The 19734-nt window shown below is 39.1% G+C and carries 20 protein-coding genes; 7 read left to right on the top strand and 13 right to left on the bottom strand.

All coding sequences use genetic code 11. The features are described 5' to 3' along the window. Positions 1-5 precede the first annotated feature (5 nt). The 5 genes from ACIH2S_RS04440 to ACIH2S_RS04420 all read right to left on the bottom strand — a co-directional run bounded on the left by ACIH2S_RS04440 (position 6) and on the right by ACIH2S_RS04420 (position 5186). The gene (locus tag ACIH2S_RS04440) at positions 6-848 is read right to left on the bottom strand and encodes a MurR/RpiR family transcriptional regulator (RefSeq protein WP_036954098.1); all 843 of its coding nucleotides are present in this window, start codon (positions 846-848) and stop codon (positions 6-8) included. A 15-nt stretch (positions 849-863) separates the two neighbouring features. Then, positions 864-2228, bottom strand: a complete 1365-nt coding sequence (locus ACIH2S_RS04435; RefSeq protein WP_272535000.1) for a PTS transporter subunit EIIC — start codon at positions 2226-2228, stop codon at positions 864-866. A gap of 53 nt (positions 2229-2281) precedes the next feature. Next, positions 2282-3202, bottom strand: coding sequence for an N-acetylmuramic acid 6-phosphate etherase (murQ, locus tag ACIH2S_RS04430; RefSeq protein WP_036954092.1), 921 nt, complete (start codon positions 3200-3202; stop codon positions 2282-2284). 187 nt (positions 3203-3389) lie between these two features. After that, positions 3390-4082: a carbohydrate-binding family 9-like protein gene (locus ACIH2S_RS04425; RefSeq protein ID WP_272534998.1), complete on the bottom strand. Its 693-nt coding sequence runs from the start codon at positions 4080-4082 to the stop codon at positions 3390-3392. Between the two features lie 192 nt (positions 4083-4274). Next, complete coding sequence (locus ACIH2S_RS04420) at positions 4275-5186, bottom strand: LysR family transcriptional regulator (RefSeq protein WP_430248171.1); 912 nt, start codon at positions 5184-5186, stop codon at positions 4275-4277. Between the two features lie 103 nt (positions 5187-5289). Here ACIH2S_RS04420 and ACIH2S_RS04415 point away from each other — a divergent pair, with 103 nt between their 5' ends. From ACIH2S_RS04415 to ACIH2S_RS04385, 7 genes are all read left to right on the top strand, one after another. Continuing rightward, complete coding sequence (locus ACIH2S_RS04415) at positions 5290-5889, top strand: FMN-dependent NADH-azoreductase (protein WP_036954084.1); 600 nt, start codon at positions 5290-5292, stop codon at positions 5887-5889. 521 nt (positions 5890-6410) lie between these two features. Next, the gene (locus ACIH2S_RS04410) at positions 6411-6710 is read left to right on the top strand and encodes a helix-turn-helix domain-containing protein (protein ID WP_036954081.1); all 300 of its coding nucleotides are present in this window, start codon (positions 6411-6413) and stop codon (positions 6708-6710) included. A 92-nt stretch (positions 6711-6802) separates the two neighbouring features. Beyond that, positions 6803-7381, top strand: a complete 579-nt coding sequence (locus tag ACIH2S_RS04405) for a fimbrial protein (RefSeq protein ID WP_154600404.1) — start codon at positions 6803-6805, stop codon at positions 7379-7381. A gap of 60 nt (positions 7382-7441) precedes the next feature. After that, positions 7442-8152 (top strand): fimbria/pilus periplasmic chaperone, encoded by a 711-nt coding sequence (locus ACIH2S_RS04400; protein WP_036954075.1) that lies wholly within the window; start codon positions 7442-7444, stop codon positions 8150-8152. 40 nt (positions 8153-8192) lie between these two features. Beyond that, on the top strand, positions 8193-10820 hold the full coding sequence (locus tag ACIH2S_RS04395; RefSeq protein ID WP_321146754.1) for a fimbria/pilus outer membrane usher protein: 2628 nt from the start codon (positions 8193-8195) through the stop codon (positions 10818-10820). A gap of 54 nt (positions 10821-10874) precedes the next feature. Further along, positions 10875-11396: a hypothetical protein gene (locus ACIH2S_RS04390; protein ID WP_108479462.1), complete on the top strand. Its 522-nt coding sequence runs from the start codon at positions 10875-10877 to the stop codon at positions 11394-11396. Positions 11397-11426: 30 nt separating this feature from the next. Then, positions 11427-12242 carry a hypothetical protein gene (locus tag ACIH2S_RS04385; RefSeq protein WP_349487987.1) on the top strand — a complete coding sequence of 272 codons (816 nt, stop codon included), beginning with the start codon at positions 11427-11429 and terminating at the stop codon, positions 12240-12242. Positions 12243-12363: 121 nt separating this feature from the next. Here ACIH2S_RS04385 and ACIH2S_RS04380 read toward each other — a convergent pair whose 3' ends face one another. The 8 genes from ACIH2S_RS04380 to ACIH2S_RS04345 all read right to left on the bottom strand — a co-directional run bounded on the left by ACIH2S_RS04380 (position 12364) and on the right by ACIH2S_RS04345 (position 19733). After that, a complete protein-coding gene (locus ACIH2S_RS04380) occupies positions 12364-12705 on the bottom strand; it encodes a helix-turn-helix domain-containing protein (RefSeq protein WP_108479464.1) in 342 nt (113 codons plus the stop codon). Between the two features lie 70 nt (positions 12706-12775). Further along, positions 12776-13462 carry a fimbria/pilus chaperone family protein gene (locus ACIH2S_RS04375; protein WP_108479465.1) on the bottom strand — a complete coding sequence of 229 codons (687 nt, stop codon included), beginning with the start codon at positions 13460-13462 and terminating at the stop codon, positions 12776-12778. Between the two features lie 35 nt (positions 13463-13497). Continuing rightward, positions 13498-15738 carry a fimbria/pilus outer membrane usher protein gene (locus ACIH2S_RS04370; RefSeq protein ID WP_231138149.1) on the bottom strand — a complete coding sequence of 747 codons (2241 nt, stop codon included), beginning with the start codon at positions 15736-15738 and terminating at the stop codon, positions 13498-13500. Between the two features lie 214 nt (positions 15739-15952). Beyond that, the gene (locus ACIH2S_RS04365; protein WP_108479467.1) at positions 15953-16603 is read right to left on the bottom strand and encodes a hypothetical protein; all 651 of its coding nucleotides are present in this window, start codon (positions 16601-16603) and stop codon (positions 15953-15955) included. Positions 16604-16638: 35 nt separating this feature from the next. Continuing rightward, a complete protein-coding gene (locus tag ACIH2S_RS04360; protein ID WP_108479468.1) occupies positions 16639-17298 on the bottom strand; it encodes a fimbrial protein in 660 nt (219 codons plus the stop codon). A 57-nt stretch (positions 17299-17355) separates the two neighbouring features. Further along, positions 17356-17982, bottom strand: a complete 627-nt coding sequence (locus tag ACIH2S_RS04355) for a fimbrial protein (protein ID WP_349487988.1) — start codon at positions 17980-17982, stop codon at positions 17356-17358. Between the two features lie 825 nt (positions 17983-18807). Then, a complete protein-coding gene (locus ACIH2S_RS04350) occupies positions 18808-19194 on the bottom strand; it encodes a hypothetical protein (RefSeq protein WP_108479470.1) in 387 nt (128 codons plus the stop codon). Continuing rightward, the gene (locus tag ACIH2S_RS04345; RefSeq protein ID WP_108479471.1) at positions 19191-19733 is read right to left on the bottom strand and encodes a LemA family protein; all 543 of its coding nucleotides are present in this window, start codon (positions 19731-19733) and stop codon (positions 19191-19193) included. The genes ACIH2S_RS04350 and ACIH2S_RS04345 overlap by 4 nt, the downstream gene beginning before the upstream one ends. Between the last annotated feature and the right edge of the window lies 1 nt (position 19734).

The following is a 19734-nucleotide window of genomic DNA, read 5'->3' as shown; positions in this document are numbered from 1 at the left end:
GTGGTTTATCCTGCCTGAGTAACGGCTTGTCGACCTTTTTGCAATGCGATGTCTGCATCTTCATTGGCAAGGGTTAAATATTTGAAAAATAGCGTATCGAATATCACCATCTGCAACACTTGAGGTGTGATCACCCCCAGCTGAGAGTGTTGTTCATCATAGTAATATGGCAGCGTTAAATCCGCGAGACGCGCCGCGTCATCTTGCCCAAAGCGCGTTAAAGCAATCGTCGTGCAGCCATTTTCATGCGCCGACTTCAGCATTCGGTTAACTTCTGGCGTATTTCCCCTTGCTGTCACGGCGATCGCGAGATCCCCTTCACCTAAATTTGCCGAATAGCTCAGCTGCACATGCAAGTCAGGGCTAAATAACGCCGATTTATTAACGCGAATCAGTTTATGGAAAATATCATTCGCCACAATCGCTGATGAGCCAATACCAAATAGCACAATGCGCTTCGCTTCAACCAATTTTTGCGCGACGGCATCAACCGCGGCGGGCTCTAGCAGTTCTAAGGATTTTTCAATGGCACTAATAAATAACTGCCCAGATTTAGCGATAATCTGAGCCGTATCATCGTTACGGCTCAGATTGCCATACAAACTTTCCGCTTTGTGTTGCTTCTCATCAGATAAATAATCGACTTTGAATTCAGGATAGCCACGATAGCCCATTTGCCTTGCAAAACGAATGACGGATGCGCTGCTCACGCCAGCCTCACGAGCCAATTCAGCGGCATTCATTGCCACAAGGCTATCGCGATATTCCAGCAAAAACTTCGCAATACGCTGCTCTGTGCCTTTGCCTCTCGTCAATAAGCTTTCCAATTTTACTGTCAGTGCTGACATGGCTATACCTTCTTATTATTTTTCTGGATCGTTGAAGCCTATTATCATACTGGCAATGAAACCGACAATCCATGCGCCTGCTACCGCAATCAGAAAATCCAGAATCTGCCCATCACCCACCAGCGGAATTAAGGACAAGCCTGCGGTACCAAATGGAATGATAATCCCCACATGGAAGAACGCCATCAGCGCACCGCCTGCGGCACCACCGATACAGCCAGCAATAAACGGTTTACCCAGCGGTAAGGAAACACCGAACAGTAATGGCTCACCCACGCCGAAGATACCGACGGGTAACGCGCCCACTAAGGTTTTCTTTAAACGCTGGTTTTTGGTTTTCAGGAACACCCAGAAACATGACCCCACTTGCCCCATTCCGCCCATGGCTAAGATTGGGAATAAATAGTTCAAACCAAAAGTTTGTAGAATTTCCGCATGAATTGGGATCAAACCTTGGTGCAGACCAGTCAGTAATAAGAATAGGAAGCTGCCACCTAAGATGCCACCCGTTGCTACGGCCCCGCCACCACTACTCAGTAGCGCCACAGAAACCCCTTGTGCCAGCACTTGGTTCAGATAATGACCCGCCGGTTGGAAGACGACTAACGCCACCATTGCAGAGACTAAAATCGTCACAAATGGCGTCACAATCAGATCTAAACTCTCTTTAATGATGCCCCTAAACCACACTTCAAACTTAGAGGAGAACACCACCACCATCAGCACCGCGAAAATCCCGCCGCTATTCGGTTGGAGTTTTTCACCAAATAAGGTGATATCAGCTAAGCCCGGCATCGCTAAAAGCCCCGCCATCACAGCACCAATCGACGTGGATGCGCCTAATTCTTTCGCGGTATTTACCCCAATCATAATGGATAAATAGGTAAATACTGCGCTACCGATCAGCTTTAATAATTTAAACAGCTCAGGGAACTGATCCACCACGCCTGGTGCCACTAAGCGCATAATATTAATCAGCCCCATAATCAGACCGCAACCAATTAACGCAGGAATGGTTGGGACAAAAATTGCGGCTAATGTATTCAGCATACGGCGGATAGAGAACGATTTTTTCTCTGGCGCTGATGGTGTACTTTCATCACTTGCTACGCCGCTGTTTTGCATTCTTTTATTCATCACAGAGAAGACTTTCGCCGCCGTCCCCATGCCCACAATCACTTGTTGTTGTTCACCATTAAAGACAACACCCTTCACGCCCTCCACTTGCTTAAGCGCATCTGCATCAAACTTGCTATTATCTTTTAAAACCAGACGGATACGCGTCATACAGTGGGTTAAGGTACCCACGTTTTCAAACCCGCCCGCATATTTTTCTATTTCTCTGGCGAGCACTTCCAGATGTTCTATCTTATTAGCCATAGGATTTCCCCGGTGTCGACTGAGTTATGACTCTGTTTATGTTATGTTTTACGCTATTCACTGTGACTGTTTAGCATCGAATCCAAACTGGTGTTCGGGTTACACTGAACAATCTCTGTCGCTTGTTGTGCAGTAATATTCAATTCATGCATCAAAATGGCGCGGCGCGGGTGATAATCCACTTGCTTCAATAATGCTGCCGCAGTGTCTACATCAATCCCGCACACTTCCCCAACAATACGTTCAGCACGACGCAGTAATTTAATATTACTCGCCATCACATCGACCATTAAATTGGTATGAATTCGCCCTAAGCGTCCCATGACACAGGTGCTTAGCATGCCTAAAATCATTTTTTGTGCAGTGCCACTTTTCATGCGCGTAGAGCCAGAAAGTACTTCCGCCCCCACATCCGGCGCAATGGCATACTGCGCTAAATCACTGAGCAAACCGTGTCCACGGGTGGTTATCCCCACGGTTAATGCCCCGATTTGATTACCATATTCAATCGCCGCTAAGGTAAATGGCGTTCGTCCACTTGCCGCAATACCAATAATCACATCTTTTTCCGTTGCACCGCGTGCCCGTAGTTCTTCTACCGATGCTTCCGTTGAGTCTTCAATATTTTCAACGGCTTTCAGCATGGCTGAATGACCGCCCGCAATAATCGATTGCACCATTTCTGGCGATGTACCAAATGTTGGCGGACACTCTGCGCTGTCTAATACCGCCAGTCGACCACTGGTGCCAGCGCCCACATAAAAGATCCGCCCGCCTTGTTTTAAACGATCCGCAATCACATCCACCACATTGGCGAGTTCTGGCAATACCGATTGTAATGCCGTTGCTACCGTGCTATCAGCCTGATTGATCACCGTTAACATCGATAAGGTATCTAAGCGAGAAAACTGCAATGTGTCCTGATTAAGTTCATTGTTCAAACAATCACTAAGCGTATTTTCGGTTACTGACATGGCACACCTCAACTGAAACTATATTTCATTAAAAAATACTATTTATGAATTTTAATTTCAATCCTAATCATTACAAGTTATTCACTTGTGATGATTTACGTGACTGGTCTCACAACAACAACATGAAAAAGTGTGAAAGAACCGGTGGCAACTTTATAAAGCGTTTAAGGCTGCCACCGGATGAGGGTTATTTGACGAGCTTACAGCTTCCGAAAGCGGAAGGGATATGGAAGTCTGGCTTCACTGAATCCGGCTTGATCCAGCTGATCCACTTACGCACTTGCTTAGGCTCACCGGCACTAAATTCGCCGCGCAGAATGGCGCACATCAAGGTTTTCTTGTCATTATCTTGCCAAAGATTCAGCTTGGTGAATTCATCCAGATCGATTTTCCCCGTTAACACATAGCCTTCAGGGGTAATTTGTCCCACCGTTTTTAGTGTTTGCCAATTCCAGCTTGGATCCACTTCTCGGTAAAAATTGGCTTTCGCGTCAAATGTACGCCCAGAAGGGTCCATTTCAGCCGTGTAATACGGTTTTAACTCAGGGCTGGTTGCAAAAAATAATTCCACACGGTCTGAATCCAATACCGCCTGATCTTTATCAGCATCTTTGCCTAGCTGGATATCTTTATCGTCAGCAATAAAGCGAAAATAAAGTGCATTATCACTCCATAATGCACGGAAATCAGTTTTTGGTGGCGTCTCATTTTCCCACGGATACGTGAAGTCAGTGAGCACTTCAGCTTGATCCCAAACCGCCGATTTTTGAGCATCTTCAAGGGAATTGATCTGCGCAGTATGATGAATGGGGTACTCTTTTGCTGCCACGCTGGCAGTCACTAACAAGGTTGCTGCTGCAAATAGGGTGATTAATTTCATGCCTTGCCTCACTTTATCGGTTTTATAATGTGCGAATAACATCGTGGTGTTTTTTATAACGGAATCGTTATGATTATTTAAGAAATTAAATTTCATAACATATAACGAATATAGAATTAAAATTTCACCAAGAGCAAGGCATGTTCAATAAAAACCCTCACATTGTGAAGAGGCTCACTGTTTATAATTTCGTTATTCTGACCTTAAACTTAAGGCTAACTTTTCACGAATCGTATCGATAACCACTCTTATTTTTAGCGGTAGAAAGGACGTAGCAACCCACACGACAGAAATTGGGTAACGAGCACTTTGATAGTCAGATAAAATCTCAACAAGCTGTCCCGAATGTATTTTTCCTTGTGCCAGCCACTGAGGCAAATACGCAATTCCCGCCCCTTTTATTGTCGCCAACATAATTGTTTGCATATCATCCATAATCAATTTACTGGTGGGTAAATAGCGGTGCTCTTGCTGAGCTCGATCATACACTTGCCAAGGCAAAATGTGCCCGCCCTGTGTGTAGGCAATAAGCTGATGCTTTTCTAATTCGCTGAGTGCCGTCGGCGTACCGTTTGCCGTTAAATAATCGGGTGATGCACAAAAAATCATTTTATGGTGACCAATTTCATGTGCAATCAATTGGTTTGAATCAGCAAGTTGCCCCACTCGCACTGCGACATGAACCCCTTCTTGCTGTAAATCCACATTCCGGTCATTCAATAACGTTTCAATTTCCAATTTAGGGTAAAGGTTCATTAATTCAATCAGTAGCGGGATAACATATAAGTTTCCCAATAGCCTAGGCGCGGTAATGCAGACCTTCCCTTCGACATTACGCTTGCCGCTTTCCAAGAAGTTTGACGCTTCTTGCAGAGAGTTCAGCGCATGACTCGCATATTCATACAGCACCATTCCATCATCCGTTAATGTTTGCTGACGGGTGGTTCGCTGAAACAGTGCAACGCCTAGGCTATTTTCTAAACGTGAAATACTTTTACTCACTGCTGAACGAGTTACATGTAGCCGCTCAGATGCCGCGGTAAAATTTCCACTTTCAACCACAGCAATAAAAATAGGTAAACAGTTCAAATCTAACTTGTTCATATTGGTGCTCATTTGGAAACAATATAAGGAAAGAATATCACTCATTGTCAACTTATCAAGCCAGATATACTGACTACATCCTAAATTGATAAGGAACAATTCCATGAAAATTTTAGTTATCAAATCCAGTATTAACGGTGCACAATCGCAAACCAATACCTTAATTCAGCAATATCTGGATGAACGTAAAGCCCAAGGCTATCAAGACTGTGTTATCGAGCGTGATGTGGCAGAAAATCCATTACCCGTTCTTAATCAAGCCCGTTTCGCAGCATTAAGAGGCGCAGAAATTAGCAATTCTGATTTAAAAAATACCACAGAGCTTTCTGACCAGCTTATTGCTGAGCTTAAAGAGAGTGATTTACTGCTCCTTGGTGCGCCAATGTACAATCTCAATGTACCAACTGAATTGAAAAATTGGTTTGATTTAGTGGTTCGTGCTAGAGAAACTTTTCGCTATACCGCAACCTACCCACTGGGGTTAGTGGAAAATGTCAAAGCGCTGGTATTTAGTGCTCGAGGCGGTATTCATTACGGGCAAGAGACCGATGCAATTACCCCTTATTTAAACTCTGTATTAGGGTTAATGGGTATTAATGATGTTCAGTTTATCTACGCAGAAGGTTTAGATATGAAACCCGAAGGTTATGAGACTGGACTCGCCAATGCTCAACAACAATTAATGCGTCTCATTCATCATTAAGTATCATAATAAAATAAATCCCCACTCTACATTATTTAATTCGTGGGGATTTTGTTTTCATTAAATTAACTATAAATACTCGCTTACAATTGTTAATTGTCAGCTAATGGACTGTATTAATTAATATTTAAATAGTTTATTTCTTTATAAAAACAGACTTCACCGCAATACAGCACACCATAAAAACCCTCATAATGAGTAACCAAAAGTGCAAAATGAAAGCAAATATTATATATTGTATCATTTTATTTCATTTCGGGATTAGTAAATAGATTTTATTTATTGATCTACGTCATTATCCAAAAAATCTTTTATTTCACTTAAGATTTAACTCATAAAAAGAGTAATTTAATAGCCAATATTCTAGGGTTTTTATTTCATTTGAATGTAACATTATATTTCATCATATTTTGAGTATTTACATCATTATTTAACCTATCTACAATTCGCCTCGTTTTGAAATCATCCAATTAAACAACTCATATTTAACCAACCTAGGTAATTAACTAATTATCAATATAATGAAACTAAATGAAAAAATAGGACGTTTTATTAGAAATGCACGGATAAGCAAAGGATTATCTGAAAAAGAATTAGCATCCTTAATATCAGTCAGTCAGCAACAAATATCAAGATATGAAAGAGGGATATCGACATTAAGCATTGAAAGTATTTTAAGACTTTTAAATGTATTAAATATCCCCTTTGATGAATTTAGTAATAAGGTAATAAAACCAGAACAAAATAGACTTTTCAATTTACTTATTGACGAGTTAGAAACTGACGGTGTAATTCATGTAGGCAATCTCAAAAATACATAAATGTATTTTTCGGAGTGCATGCTTTATTTTGAATGCAAGCACCAAAAAAGAAATAACCCCTTTTAAAATTTTATCTAATGGAAAGTAATATAATGAAATTTAAGTTAATCGCTATCGCATTGCCTATTTCTCTAGCTTTATCTGCAAATGTATTTGCAGAAGGAGAACCTAATGCTCCAGAAGAATTAGCTCCTGTGACTGTCAGTGGTGGCGTTGTTAATTTTGCGGGTACCATTGTGAATACCCCTTGCGTTATTGATAATGATGATGCTTCACAAACTGTTAATTTAGGTCAATACCGCCAAGATGGTTTTGATGGTAAAGATTCTGTATCATCACCCGTTGGCTTTGATATTAAATTAACCGGATGTGCAACTGAAACATTTAAAAATGCCTCTCTGACTTTTGATGGTAATACCATTCTTGACGAAGAAAAAATCCTTGCTCCAGTAGCATCTCAAAGTGGGCAAACAATCGCAACTGGCGTGGGCATCCAAATTTTACAAAACAATAAGTTAGTAACTGTTAATGGCTCAAAGGCAACGGATGCTATTAAGTTGAATGAAGGTGACAGCACATTACGCTTCCAAGCACAGTACATCGCATTAGCAAATGAAGTTACTGCGGGTTCTGCTAACGCATCTGCCAATTTCACGATTACTTATCAGTAATATTTCTGTCTTTGCACCCGTGTCATAGCGGGTGCGCATTATTTTATATCCGGAGTTTTTATGTTTTCGCTACCTAAAGCAAGTCATTATTATCAATGGCTGGTTTCGTTATTCTATTTTGGTTTTTCTTCTCTTTGTTTAGCTGGTGGAATTACACTTGATAGCACCCGAATTATTTACCCACAAGAAAGTAAGCAAATTACCACGGGTATTCGAAATACCTCAGACAAATCAGCTTTTCTAGTTCAAACTTGGATTGAAGATGCTAAAGGAAATAAAATAAGCGATTTTATTTCCACTCCCCCTTTATTTACTAGCGCACCAAGAAATGAAAATACTATTCGATTAGTTTATGTGGGTGAACAATTAGCGAAAGATAAAGAATCTCTATTTTATTTTAATGTAAAGGCTATTCCATCCCTTGATCGGAATGAATTAGCTGATAAGAATGCATTAATCCTTGCGGCTGTAACTCGAGTTAAACTTTTCGTTCGACCAAAAGGATTAAAGATCACACCAAAGGAAGCAGAAAACCTTATCCGATTTAGCAAGATTGATAACCAAAAAATTAAAATATCAAATCCATCACCGTATTACATGACCTTAACGGATCTTCATTCAGGAAATAATGAATTACCATCAACGATGATCGCACCATTTAGTCATATTGAGGTTAATGCACCAGCAGGGTTTGATACCAGTAAATTGACGTTCAGTTCAATCAATGATTTTGGTGGGATCACTTCACCAAAACCAGCCATTTTCAATTAAGAATTAATCTATTTTATTTCAAATGGAAATAAGGTTTTCTATGTTCGTTTCACTAAAAAAATACAAAAAAATCATCAATAACCATTTGAGACCCTCATACTTATTTATCTGCCTTTTTGTAATACCAAGCACTAACGCCCAAGAGGGAGAAAATTACTATTTTCCACCTTCTTTGATCTCTATCGATTCAGAGCATATTGCTGACTTAAGTACTTTCGTAAGCCAAGGTTCACAATTACCAGGAACCTATGACGTTGATGTTTTATTGAATGGCAATCTCAAATACAGAAGAAATATTACCTTTGTCAAAGCACAAGATTGCCAAAAGCAAGATGACCAATTACCTAAATTCGTAGCAGACCAAACAGGGTTAATCCCACTGTTAACGCCGCAGGAACTGGCTGAGCTGGGAGTCAATATTGATAGCCTTCCATTGCTGCAATCGGACAACCATCAATGTATTCCTCTGGCGCAATTAATTCCTAATGCGAGCACTGAATTTGATTTTCCGAAAATGAAATTGAATATCAGTATTCCTCAAATAGCATTAAATAATTTAGCCAAAGATGAAATCCCAACAAACCAATGGGATGAAGGAATTAATGCATTATTTACCAGCTATACATTAGGTGTCACTGATAACCAATATCAGCACGATTTCAGTAAAAATATCTATTTGAATCTAAGAAATGGCGTCAATTTAGGGAGCTGGAGATACCGTGATAACCGGACATGGACCAGCTATAAAAGCAAACATAATCAAGAAAATAACTGGCAACATCTCAACAGCTATGTCGAGCGAGGGATCATCCCTTGGCGAAGCCGTTTAGTATTAGGCGACAGTTCAACTAATAATACCGTTTTCGATTCACTGGCTTTTCGAGGCGCACAATTGCGAACGGACGAAAGTATGTACCCTTCTAGTCAACAAGGGTTTTCGCCGATTATCCGCGGCGTAGCAAACAGTAATGCGACCATTGAAATTCGCCAAAATGATTATTTAATTTACCAAGCTAATGTCGCGCCTGGTGAGTTCGCCATTACCGACTTAAACGCCATGAGTTCGAGTGGTGACTTGCAAGTCAGTATTCTTGAAGCTAACGGCGATATTCAATCATTTATCGTGCCCTATTCCTCTGTTCCGCTGTTATTACGAGAAGGTCGAATGAGTTATAGCCTGACCGCCGGTGAGCTTCGCTCGGATAACAGCAATTATGATACGACTCAATTTGGAGAAACGACGCTTATCTGGGGAGCATCGTCATTAACAACGCTGTATGGCGGCGTTCAATATGCTAAAAACTATCTGGCAGGAGCAGTTGGTACCGGCCTTAACTTAGGGACATGGGGGGCATTTTCAGCAGATATCACCCATGCCAATAGCCAATTAACCGATGGGAGTCGCTATCAAGGACAGTCACTGCGTTTTCTATACGCACGAGCCTTCCCTGAAACCGGCACTAACCTTCAACTCACTGGGTATCGCTACTCAACCCGAGGCTACTATACCCTGCAAGAAACATCGTTAAACCGGATGTCTGGCTGGCTATCACAAAATGAAACCCTTGATACCAATGGGGAACTGAAAACCAACCATACCGACTATTTTAATCTTTACGATAATAAGCGTGAAAGAATACAGACCAATATCTCACAAAAGATAACAGGGGTTGGTTCTATTTATTTAACCGGTGTCCGCCAGAGTTTTTGGGAGCGAAATGGCAGTTCGGTGTCCATACAATCAGGGTTGAGTAGCCAGATTGGCGATATTAATTACACGCTCTCATATGGATTAAATAAAAATGTTGATCAATACGATGTAAAAACAACGGATAGGAATATTTTCTTAACGGTATCCATCCCGTTACAGAAATGGTTACCTCAAGGAGCGCCGTCAATGTATGCCTCTTATAGTGTTAACCACGATAACCAAGGAGAGTTAGTCCAGCAGACCAGCTTAAGCGGAAGTTTACTGGCTCAACAAAACCTGAATTGGAACGTTGCTCAAGGATATTCATCGAGTAATGGAAATGACGGGAATATCAACTTAGCCTACCAAGGCGGCTATGGAAATACTCAAGCCGGTTATAGCTACGGTCAGGATTACCGTAAAGTTTCAACGGGTATTTCTGGTGCAGTGACCCTGCACTCTGACGGCATCATTTTTAGTCAACCCCTTGGTGAGACCAACATTCTGATTTCGGCACCGGGAGCGAGCGATATTCCCGTCGAACATACCAGTGGTGTGAAAACAGATTGGCTCGGTTACACCATAAAGCCTTACGCAACGCCATATCGTTTAAATCGTGTTGCCCTAGATAGCAGCGAATTAGATGAACAAACAGAAATTGAAAACAGCGTTCTTACGACGGTGCCGACTCGTGGCGCTATTGTCAAAGCAAACTTTGTGACTCGCCAAGGTGCTCGCGCACTGGTTCACATCGTAAAAAATGGCAAAAACTTGCCTTTCGGCACCTTGGTCTCGATTGGGCACCAAACGGCAATTGTGAATGATGATGGACAGGTTTATTTATCTGGGCTCGAATCCTCTGGCGAATTAACAGCCAAATGGGGATATGACGATGAAAATCAGTGCCAAGCCATATATTCGTTACCTGAAAATGCAGATCTGCAATCATTAATTCGATTCGATATTAATTGCCAATAACCATTGGTCAATAACAAAACTATTTTAATCATTTATTTAAATAACAGGCTTAATATGAATTTAATTATCAATAAACTCGTGAAATTAATTTTGGTCATCACCTGTGTTAGTGGCGCAAATATCAACTTAGCCAGCGCGGAAAGTGCAAGTGCGTTAGTTAAAATAAAAGCGACTGTTTTGGCAGGCTGCTCACTTGATGCACCCGATACCGTTACTTTAGATAAAATTCCGAGTTCTGTATTCAATGGTAAAACAACCGGAGATGACCTAGATACTTATTCTAAAATATTTACTTTGACCGCCACATGTTCAGGCACTAACAAATATAAATACACCTTCAAAGCAAATGAAGCAGATGGCTCCTGTATTAAAACGGATGCTGACTTTATGCGCTACTGCTTAAAATTCGATGAAAACTATCTTGATTTATCGTCGACAACAGCCACCTTGGAAAGAGACAGCACCAAAGATGGGGTTAAGACTGAAATCACTGTCGTTCCGCAGGTAGCCTCAACTTCAAGTACCCCGGTTGGTGACGTTAATGGACAGATTACTGTCACTATCGAACCGATGTAAATTGCGAATTAACCAGTAAGGTCAACAACATTGCGCCAGTTATTTATTTTTATTGTTTCATTGTTTCCGCTGTCTGTTTATGCGGAAACAACATTTATTCTAAAAGAAATTAAAGATGTATATATTGAAGAAATTACGTCCGCAAATAGAAGTACATTGTTTAGATTTGAGGTAGATTACAGTAATCCCGACGGCACATCAGGTCCATTACGATCTGCATGCTGGCCAAGCTTAGAGGAAATGAAAACCGTTTTCTATAGTCATGGATTAGGGGTCTATGCAGAAACCTTTAATGATGGAAAAATTAGACTCAATGGGAGTGGTACAGTACTCAATTATTTTGGGGGGGATAATTCAATTAATGGACTTACATATGTCACGAGCCTGTCAGGATTTAATGATGAAACTTGGGTTTTATACTGTAGCATAGTGACAAATGATTATAGCGGAGGACAGATACTGTTTAGACCGACAACTCTCACCTATACGATTGTTAATTTACATGCATCAAGTATGGCGTATCCTCATATCAGCGCACCGGCTGTCATTGATTTAAAGTCCTGTTCACCCAATGATGATCTAGAAGCCGTTATTCCATTGACTGTAGGCTTTGTGGGATATATGGGGCAAAGTAAAAACATGGAGTTAACCGTAAAATCTAATGATTTACCTGATGACTTTGATATTGTTCTTGATAACCAAAGTATTCTCAATAAACCGCCCCAAGTCATTCAAATGCCAGCAGGGCAAAAAGAGAAACAGATTGAAACTCACTTAAAAGGAAAATGCCCAAATCAAGCAGGAGAATATATTTGGAATGCAGAATACATTACAACTATTCAGTAAGCTTGATTTCGCATTTTATTAGTCACTCTTTAATATAAAAAAATCCGCCTAATGGCGGATTTACAATCAAGATGAATGTAGAAAAGAATAAATAAAGAAAAGTTCTTAATAAGATTAAATTCTAACTTGTTTTATCAAAATAACTTTCAATATCCTTGTGAGTATCACTTAACTTCACATTTGGGATTTCACCATGATAATCATTATTCAGCAGGAACCTTAACTCACTAAAAAAGTCTCCAAAATCAAAATCTAAAATAAAAAGAATACTTAATAATGTATCAACAGAAATGCGGCATTTCCCACATTCATATCGTGAATAGTGCTGCTGTGAAATACCTAACTGACTAGCCACCTTAGAGCCCGAGAAACCTTTCTTTTTACGAATTCGTTTCAGCTCTTTGCCGATTATTACGGAGTAAACATGATTTTCGGGTTTACTATCTTCATCTACGCTCTTCATATTTTATATATCTCCCTGTACTGGAACGATTAATTAAAAATTTAATTCTCGGTCCTACCGATAGATAAAGTTATCCATTATGAGTGACTTTTATAGTGTCATTATTTTGAGTTTTAAAACCGTAACGGCTTAACGGTGAAATCACTAACTCCTGTACTGTGTTTTTCACATTAATAGTTTTGCTTTCATTCGGTCTTAAATAAAATTGATCAATGGTATAAGCGTCATTGCTCGGTAATGTCGTGACTGAAGGTGATAAACGAACAACTTGATCCCCTGTATTCGTCAACGTCAGTTGATTATTTTTTTGATTAACAGCGATATTTTTCCAAGGTGTTTGGCTTAATACCCCATTAGCTGGCGTAATCAGCATGGCCACATCTTGGCGAATAGGCATTTTTGCAGAGTTTTGCTTAACGGCACCGACACCTTGGAAAGAAACACGCAAAATCTGTTCTTGTTTTAAATCTAACCCTTTCTTTAAAACAAAATTTATTTGCTGGCTTTCATTTGGTTCAATTCTAACAATAGGCGGAGATACCATAATATCTTTAGCCATAGGCTGAGAACCTTCTAAATCAGAGACTTTTGTTGATAATAAGATAGGCTCTTTCGATGTGTTTTTTACACTAAATACTTTGCGCTCTTCACCAGCATCTAAAATAACAGTCATTGTTTCTAATTGGAAACTCGCTTTTGCAGGTACGCTCATTAAGCCTATTAAACTTAAAAATGCGATATAAATTAACTTTTTCATTGAAACCTCAAACTTGTATTCAAATAATATTAAGATTATTGGCAGATAGCATCTGCCTCTTCATAAAGTGATTCAGCGGAAAAAAATTCCGGTACGTTATATTTAATAATGCAATCATCAGAGTTAGGTGAGCGCAAAATAATGTCATCGCCAATTTGCTCATTACTAAGTAATAAATTACCTTCCCCCATAATGACACCCATATAATCACCTTTTTTATTGAGCACACTGGCACCAAATGGAACGTCATTGCCATTGGCCATTTTGATGCTCAACAATAATTGCCGCATTGTGGTTGCCTGAATGCGTTTCGTCATGACAGTCCCTCTCGCCGCAGCAACATCAAACGACGTTGTATCCAAGCGCACATTCAGAGGCAGTTTCTCCGTATTTAGCTGCACGGTAGACTTTTGGTTCTTTGGTAACGATGAAATCGCTGCCGTTCCAAAATGATTCGTTATCGTGGTGCCACTGCCCATCGTGTTGACTCTAACCCCTGGCGCATCCGGTACATACACGATGCCAAAGGTGTCTCCTAAAGGTACGGATGACGTTGCAAATAACCCATCGGAATACGCCATGCCGCCTGATGCAGAGACAGTGACTGAGTGCGTATTATTCTGGGACATCGAACCGCTCAGCGAAATATTGCTATACGCATTGGCATTATTAATACTGCCATTCACGACACTCGTGCCATCATTACGACCAGCCCCAACGGAATACCTTAAATTATCGCTGACTTGCTGATTGTAATTTGCCATTACCATGGTTTTATCTTGGTAATATTGGCTCTGCATACTCATGCTTTTTTTCTTACCTAACGGCATCGATGCATTAATAAAAATTCGGCTATCTCGATCATCACCCGTTTGGTAATTCACATTCAACGATATATCTGCAACTTTTCGGCTATAGCCCGCTGAATAAAAAACGGTATCAGATTTATCGCCATAAAAATGATTATGGTTTACGTTAGCGCTAAAGCGCCCCCATGTAACATCACCCCAACTTGCAAATAACGAAGAGGTAGTTTGTAATTCTCCACTAAACCATCTATTCGTATTTTCTTGCTCATCCTGAGCGGGTTGCTTTTTTAATAATGAACTATCCAAGGTTGGAAATTTATTCGTACGATATAAAACAGATGCCCCGAATGTCATTTTCTCAAATGCAATATTGCTATTGAAATCGATCTGCTCCCCGCGCTTTTCATTATTTCTCGCACTTTGAACGCCAATCCCCGTAGAAATCGGTGTTGAAAAATCAAAATAAGAGTTAAGTCGTCCACTCACCGCTTGAAATTGATTTGAATAAAGTACGCCTGCCCCATAATTTGACATGCCATATTGCTGGCTGATTTCTGCACTACCAATAATGGGTTTATCCGTTTGCAAATCACTTTGGCTACGATAACGCCCCACTGAAAATTGATAGCTCATGGGTGAAACCGCAGTTTGCTGGTTGGCCGTCACCACCTGAAACTGCTGTTTTTCACCATTATCTTGGAAAACCGTGACATCCAAAGGCGAACCAATCACCACATTATTAATGCGATTTAACTCAAAAGGTCCTGCTGGTACCATCGTTCGATATAGCAGCCGCCCATTTTGCTGAACTTCAACCGTTGATGGTGTACTTGCAAAACCAGTCACCGGAACAACTAAAATATTCGAGCCTTGCAAAGAGCTATCTGAGTAAAGTTGCACACCATCAAGCGGTGTTCCCCCAAAAAAGGCACCTTGCGTATTAAGCTGCCCAATATCTAATAAAGACTGCAAGGGTTCGATGCTTTTTGACAGTACAGTTTCATTAAATTGATATTGTGATTTTGAATCTCCAGCGGAGAGGCTACTGTTATTTCGTAAAACCCAATTATTCCAGTTAATACCCGTTTCAAACTCTCCTTGATAGAAACGCTGACTGTAATTACCGTTAATATGCATCCCATATAACTGATAGTTACTGACAACACCAAAACCACCGTACGTTAACTCATTGCCTTGTAGTTTTGGGTCTAAATTCTCTTCGGCAACCACCATATCAATTTGGTAGGAGCTAGGATGTAATGCAATTTTTGCCTCAGGATAAATTTGTTCGAATGTATTACATCCGTCAGTTAAGTTAACTTTTTTTAATCTTAACTTACTCATTAACCCGTCAGTCAGGCAAAGCTCACCGTTTTCATTGATTTCAATATTCGCAGTATATTCATTACTGCCATTTAATTTTATGGTGACATCATGATTTCCGGGTAAAAACTGATTACCCTTCATAAAGAATTCAGCGACCTCTGCCCCATACCCTAGTGATTTTAAAGAGTCGATATCAAAATTAATTGACGATCCTGTGTTACTCTTTATTGATTCAGATGCATCGGAATTATTTACATGCAGTACGACAAAAATTAAAAATAGATGGCAATAAGAAAATTTATTTTTCTTATTCATTATTATTTTTATTTCCAATATAAACTACTAAGAATTAAAACTATATTCCAAATGAAAATATAATATCTGCACTGCCATCTAATTCCACAGCCTCAATAATTGGACCATTGGTTTCTTTAAGGCTGTTTAATATAGGCTTAACGGCTATATTAACGGTGAAATTTTTCCCACTGGATAATACGTTTTCATTTGTAAACCATGCATATTTTTTCCCTTTTAATACCGCTCCTTGAATGCGTTGAAATGGACCTGCACCTTCCACCACACCGATTCCAACCGATTGACCATCCACTTTTGGTTGGTTAAGTATCAGCTGGTAATTCCCTAATCGTCCCTGGTTATTCACCTTCCCTAACCCAAAGTAATCTTCATTTCCCAATTGTGATGAATCACTTCGGTTATCCGAGAACTGAACAAGCAATTGAGTTGGTGTATTACACGACACTTGCCATGTTTTGGTAATCTCGGGTATTTCCGTTGCGTTAATCGCATTAAACTGGCGAGCATGCAATTGATTAAATTGATATTGCCCGCCATCAGGGATGGCGATTTCACACGTAGGGGGTGACTCAACCTGTTCAATAATATTTCTATTTTGAAAAGTATGCGAATAAACTGCTTCACTAAAAAACAGACTACAATATGCAAATAGTAATGTAGCTTTAGTTACTGGAGTGACAAATAAACGCATATATTCCCCAAGAAATACATCTCATTAGAATTTAATTAAATACCAAAGTTAAAAGCCAGCACAGCCTCTGCTTGATAATCGACATTAGACGTCAAATCGATACCCGCTGCTGTTAATTGGTTAATAGAGTTAATATAAACACCGCTGGTTTCAAAATCTGCAGAAAATACTTTTCCTGCTGTTAATTTATTAGCGAATATTGTTGAACTCTTTGTACCAAAACCATTAAGTATTTTTTTGGTCATGACAGTGTTATTTGCTGTAACGCCATCACTTGCAACAAAAGCAGTTTTAGAATCAATGGTGACATTGGAAACAGCAAACATCACTGCACCGACTGATTTATCTGCATTATCCGAATGCACTATGAAAAAATAGTTATCCGCAGATGACGTTGGCCATGGCGTACTTTGATACGTATCCGTTGCACGATAGGTTAAATATGTCTCCGCATCACAAGTCACAGTGACATTCTTTTTAACCGGTGATTGTAATACCGTATAGGATGTTTGACTCAAATATCTTGGCGATGTTTTTGCTAATTCAAAAATAACATCTGACTGTTCATTTCCATTAATTAAACAGGTTGGCATTGCAACTTTGCCGGATACTTTTATATTTGCAGTTGTATTGGCAAATACAGCTGGAGATATTAACACTGTCGATAATATTAATGGTGTTATTTTTTTAATCATAGTTCCGTTCCATAATGAATAGATATAAATTTATATCTATTCATTTCAATCAAAAAATTAGAGAGAGAAAGCAAAGGCTAATGTAGCATGACCATCTAATTCAGCATCACCCGAACTTGTTTTCAATTCGGAACTCAGAGTTGGTTTTACATCAAAGTCTGCTGCAAAAATTTGCCCTGCTTTTAATGTGCTTGCAGCTGTTGCCCACGCCATTTTTTTCGTTTTATCAATATACATTGTTGTGGCATATGTTGCTCCATTCGAAATACCGACAGTTTGAGCAGCACTTGAAGAATCCGCTTTAACTGTTGCATTCTTCATATTGATTGTATAGAAACCAACTTTTTTATCGGTATCAAACAGACCTAAACCAAAGTTATATACACCCGCAGTTAATACAGAACTCGCACGGTTATCAGTAGAGGAGAAAGTTAAATAAGTTGCTGCATCACAAATCACTTCAATGCTATTTGTTTTTGCATCAAGTCCTAAATTACCAGAAACAGGGAACATTCCAGGTGACACATCAAATACATATTCTAAGTCAACTTCATTCTGCCCTTTAATAGTACAAGTTGGTGGCGTAATTGAACCTGATACTTTTAAATTAGCCACGGGTGCCGCTGCTAATGTCGCGCTTGAAACAGAAATTAAAGATAATGCAATTATGGTTCTCTTAAACATGAAATAAATCCTATAAAATAAAAATAATATTTAAACGAATAAAACCCCTCCTATTGGAATTTTAAAATTAAAATTCAAACAAGAATGTTTTAGATATTTAGTTGGTTTTATTTATTTTCAATATCGATTTAATGCTAACAAACTCCATCAGCCTAATTAACTCGATGGAGCCATTATAAGCATATATTTTTAAGATTTGAATTAGGCTAAATAAAGCAAGTTATTTAATTTTGCCTTATTACAAAGTATTTCAGTATGTTTCATCATAGAAAACAAGCAAGTAAACTCAATTACTCGTTTTAAGATTATCTGTTGAATATATTTAAACCTAGAATCATCATAAAAAGAATGCAAATACAGTTTTTTATATCAAATATACTTTTTATTTGTTCCTAACAGCGAAGAATTACAATTTAACACATATACAGAGTAAAAACAAAAGGTCGATAATTGACAAAAAAATATAGAGATAAATTTATTTAGTTAAAAATCAATGCCATATAGATAGACAGCCAAATAAACCATTCACACTTATACACAGTAAACCAAAGAAACTATACAAACTTGTGAAGTTATACCAAAACCATCGCCAGGTTGTTACAACAATAAAGAGTAATAATGGTACTTTTATCTAACCACCTCTTCCGATCATCATATTTAGAGAGTCTTTATATGACTACTTCTACTTACTTCTTGTGTTTTATACTAGTAGCTGATTTTTATTTGGTGGATTATGAAGTCATTATCTTACAGTTTAATAATTTATTTTTTGACTTACGCTATAAAACAGTCATATATAATGTAAACAATAGTAAAAAATACCTTTTATTTTTTCCGTTTCTTTCTCGCTGTCACACTCTTTTTATCTTCTCGGCTTGATGACCAAATCTCAATGTAATCCATGTTCATTAGGAAAAAGACAATACAGCTTCCTAGAACCGCCATCCAAACTAACATCGCTTTTGGAATATTATCGAAGCGGAAAATTAATAACAGCGGAATAAGCACCATCATGCTGATAAACATTGAGCTAATCATGCCCAATACTACGGGTGCGATAAATTTCTTCATCCCGATCATTCTCATCACTAGCGTGAAAACAATACAGGCAGGGATCATTCCAAACGTAGCAAACATCACGATCAACCCCGGCTCCCCTTTATTCACCAACCAATCGGTGAAACCAAACCATGAAAAAGGAATTGTGATCATGATGCAGACTCCTGTTGAACATACAGCAAGGGAATATCTTTAAAACGGAATAAGAGTGTAAAAATGAGATTCGGGAAAAGACGAATGTTGGTGTTGTATAACGTAACCGTTTGATTAAAAAATTCTCGGCGATCCGCAATTTGGTCTTCTAACCCTTTTGCTGACGTTTGTAATGCTAATAACGCCTGCTGGCTAATCAGCTTGGGGTATTTTTCTGCCAGTAAAAAAATCGATTTTAAATGTGAGCGAAATTGGTTTGCGGAATCCACTTTAACATCGAGTTGTTCCGTGGATAAATAGTGCTGACGGCTTTGCAGTAATTCGCTAATTAAACGCTTTTCATGGGTCATTGCCCCTTCCGCTACGATTGTTAACTGAGGCATTAAATCTGCCTGTTTTTTTAGGAGCACATCAATATTAGCAAACGCTTTTTCGCAGTTATTTTTCAAGAAAATAATATTGTTGTAGATCCCCACAATATAGCGAACCAAAATGGTGCCTATCACCGCGACAAAAATCCAAAAGATAATCTGATTCATA

It is taken from the genome of Providencia lanzhouensis (genome assembly GCF_050469745.1).
Lineage (GTDB): Bacteria > Pseudomonadota > Gammaproteobacteria > Enterobacterales > Enterobacteriaceae > Providencia > Providencia lanzhouensis.
The sequence above is the reverse complement of the archived record's forward strand: the minus strand, read 5'-3'. Positions and strand labels throughout refer to the sequence as shown.

What these genes read in the sequence shown, in the direction of transcription:
- ACIH2S_RS04440 (WP_036954098.1), bottom strand. Translation starts at nt 848, where the DNA reads ATGTCAGCACTGACAGTAAAATTGGAAAGCTTATTGACGAGAGGCAAA.
- ACIH2S_RS04435 (WP_272535000.1), bottom strand. Translation starts at nt 2,228, where the DNA reads ATGGCTAATAAGATAGAACATCTGGAAGTGCTCGCCAGAGAAATAGAA.
- murQ (WP_036954092.1), bottom strand. Translation starts at nt 3,202, where the DNA reads ATGTCAGTAACCGAAAATACGCTTAGTGATTGTTTGAACAATGAACTT.
- ACIH2S_RS04425 (WP_272534998.1), bottom strand. Translation starts at nt 4,082, where the DNA reads ATGAAATTAATCACCCTATTTGCAGCAGCAACCTTGTTAGTGACTGCC.
- ACIH2S_RS04420 (WP_430248171.1), bottom strand. Translation starts at nt 5,186, where the DNA reads ATGAACAAGTTAGATTTGAACTGTTTACCTATTTTTATTGCTGTGGTT.
- ACIH2S_RS04415 (WP_036954084.1), top strand. Translation starts at nt 5,290, where the DNA reads ATGAAAATTTTAGTTATCAAATCCAGTATTAACGGTGCACAATCGCAA.
- ACIH2S_RS04410 (WP_036954081.1), top strand. Translation starts at nt 6,411, where the DNA reads ATGAAACTAAATGAAAAAATAGGACGTTTTATTAGAAATGCACGGATA.
- ACIH2S_RS04405 (WP_154600404.1), top strand. Translation starts at nt 6,803, where the DNA reads ATGAAATTTAAGTTAATCGCTATCGCATTGCCTATTTCTCTAGCTTTA.
- ACIH2S_RS04400 (WP_036954075.1), top strand. Translation starts at nt 7,442, where the DNA reads ATGTTTTCGCTACCTAAAGCAAGTCATTATTATCAATGGCTGGTTTCG.
- ACIH2S_RS04395 (WP_321146754.1), top strand. Translation starts at nt 8,193, where the DNA reads ATGTTCGTTTCACTAAAAAAATACAAAAAAATCATCAATAACCATTTG.
- ACIH2S_RS04390 (WP_108479462.1), top strand. Translation starts at nt 10,875, where the DNA reads ATGAATTTAATTATCAATAAACTCGTGAAATTAATTTTGGTCATCACC.
- ACIH2S_RS04380 (WP_108479464.1), bottom strand. Translation starts at nt 12,705, where the DNA reads ATGAAGAGCGTAGATGAAGATAGTAAACCCGAAAATCATGTTTACTCC.
- ACIH2S_RS04375 (WP_108479465.1), bottom strand. Translation starts at nt 13,462, where the DNA reads ATGAAAAAGTTAATTTATATCGCATTTTTAAGTTTAATAGGCTTAATG.
- ACIH2S_RS04370 (WP_231138149.1), bottom strand. Translation starts at nt 15,738, where the DNA reads ATGAAGGGTAATCAGTTTTTACCCGGAAATCATGATGTCACCATAAAA.
- ACIH2S_RS04365 (WP_108479467.1), bottom strand. Translation starts at nt 16,603, where the DNA reads ATGCGTTTATTTGTCACTCCAGTAACTAAAGCTACATTACTATTTGCA.
- ACIH2S_RS04360 (WP_108479468.1), bottom strand. Translation starts at nt 17,298, where the DNA reads ATGATTAAAAAAATAACACCATTAATATTATCGACAGTGTTAATATCT.
- ACIH2S_RS04355 (WP_349487988.1), bottom strand. Translation starts at nt 17,982, where the DNA reads ATGTTTAAGAGAACCATAATTGCATTATCTTTAATTTCTGTTTCAAGC.
- ACIH2S_RS04350 (WP_108479470.1), bottom strand. Translation starts at nt 19,194, where the DNA reads ATGATCACAATTCCTTTTTCATGGTTTGGTTTCACCGATTGGTTGGTG.
- ACIH2S_RS04345 (WP_108479471.1), bottom strand. Translation starts at nt 19,733, where the DNA reads ATGAATCAGATTATCTTTTGGATTTTTGTCGCGGTGATAGGCACCATT.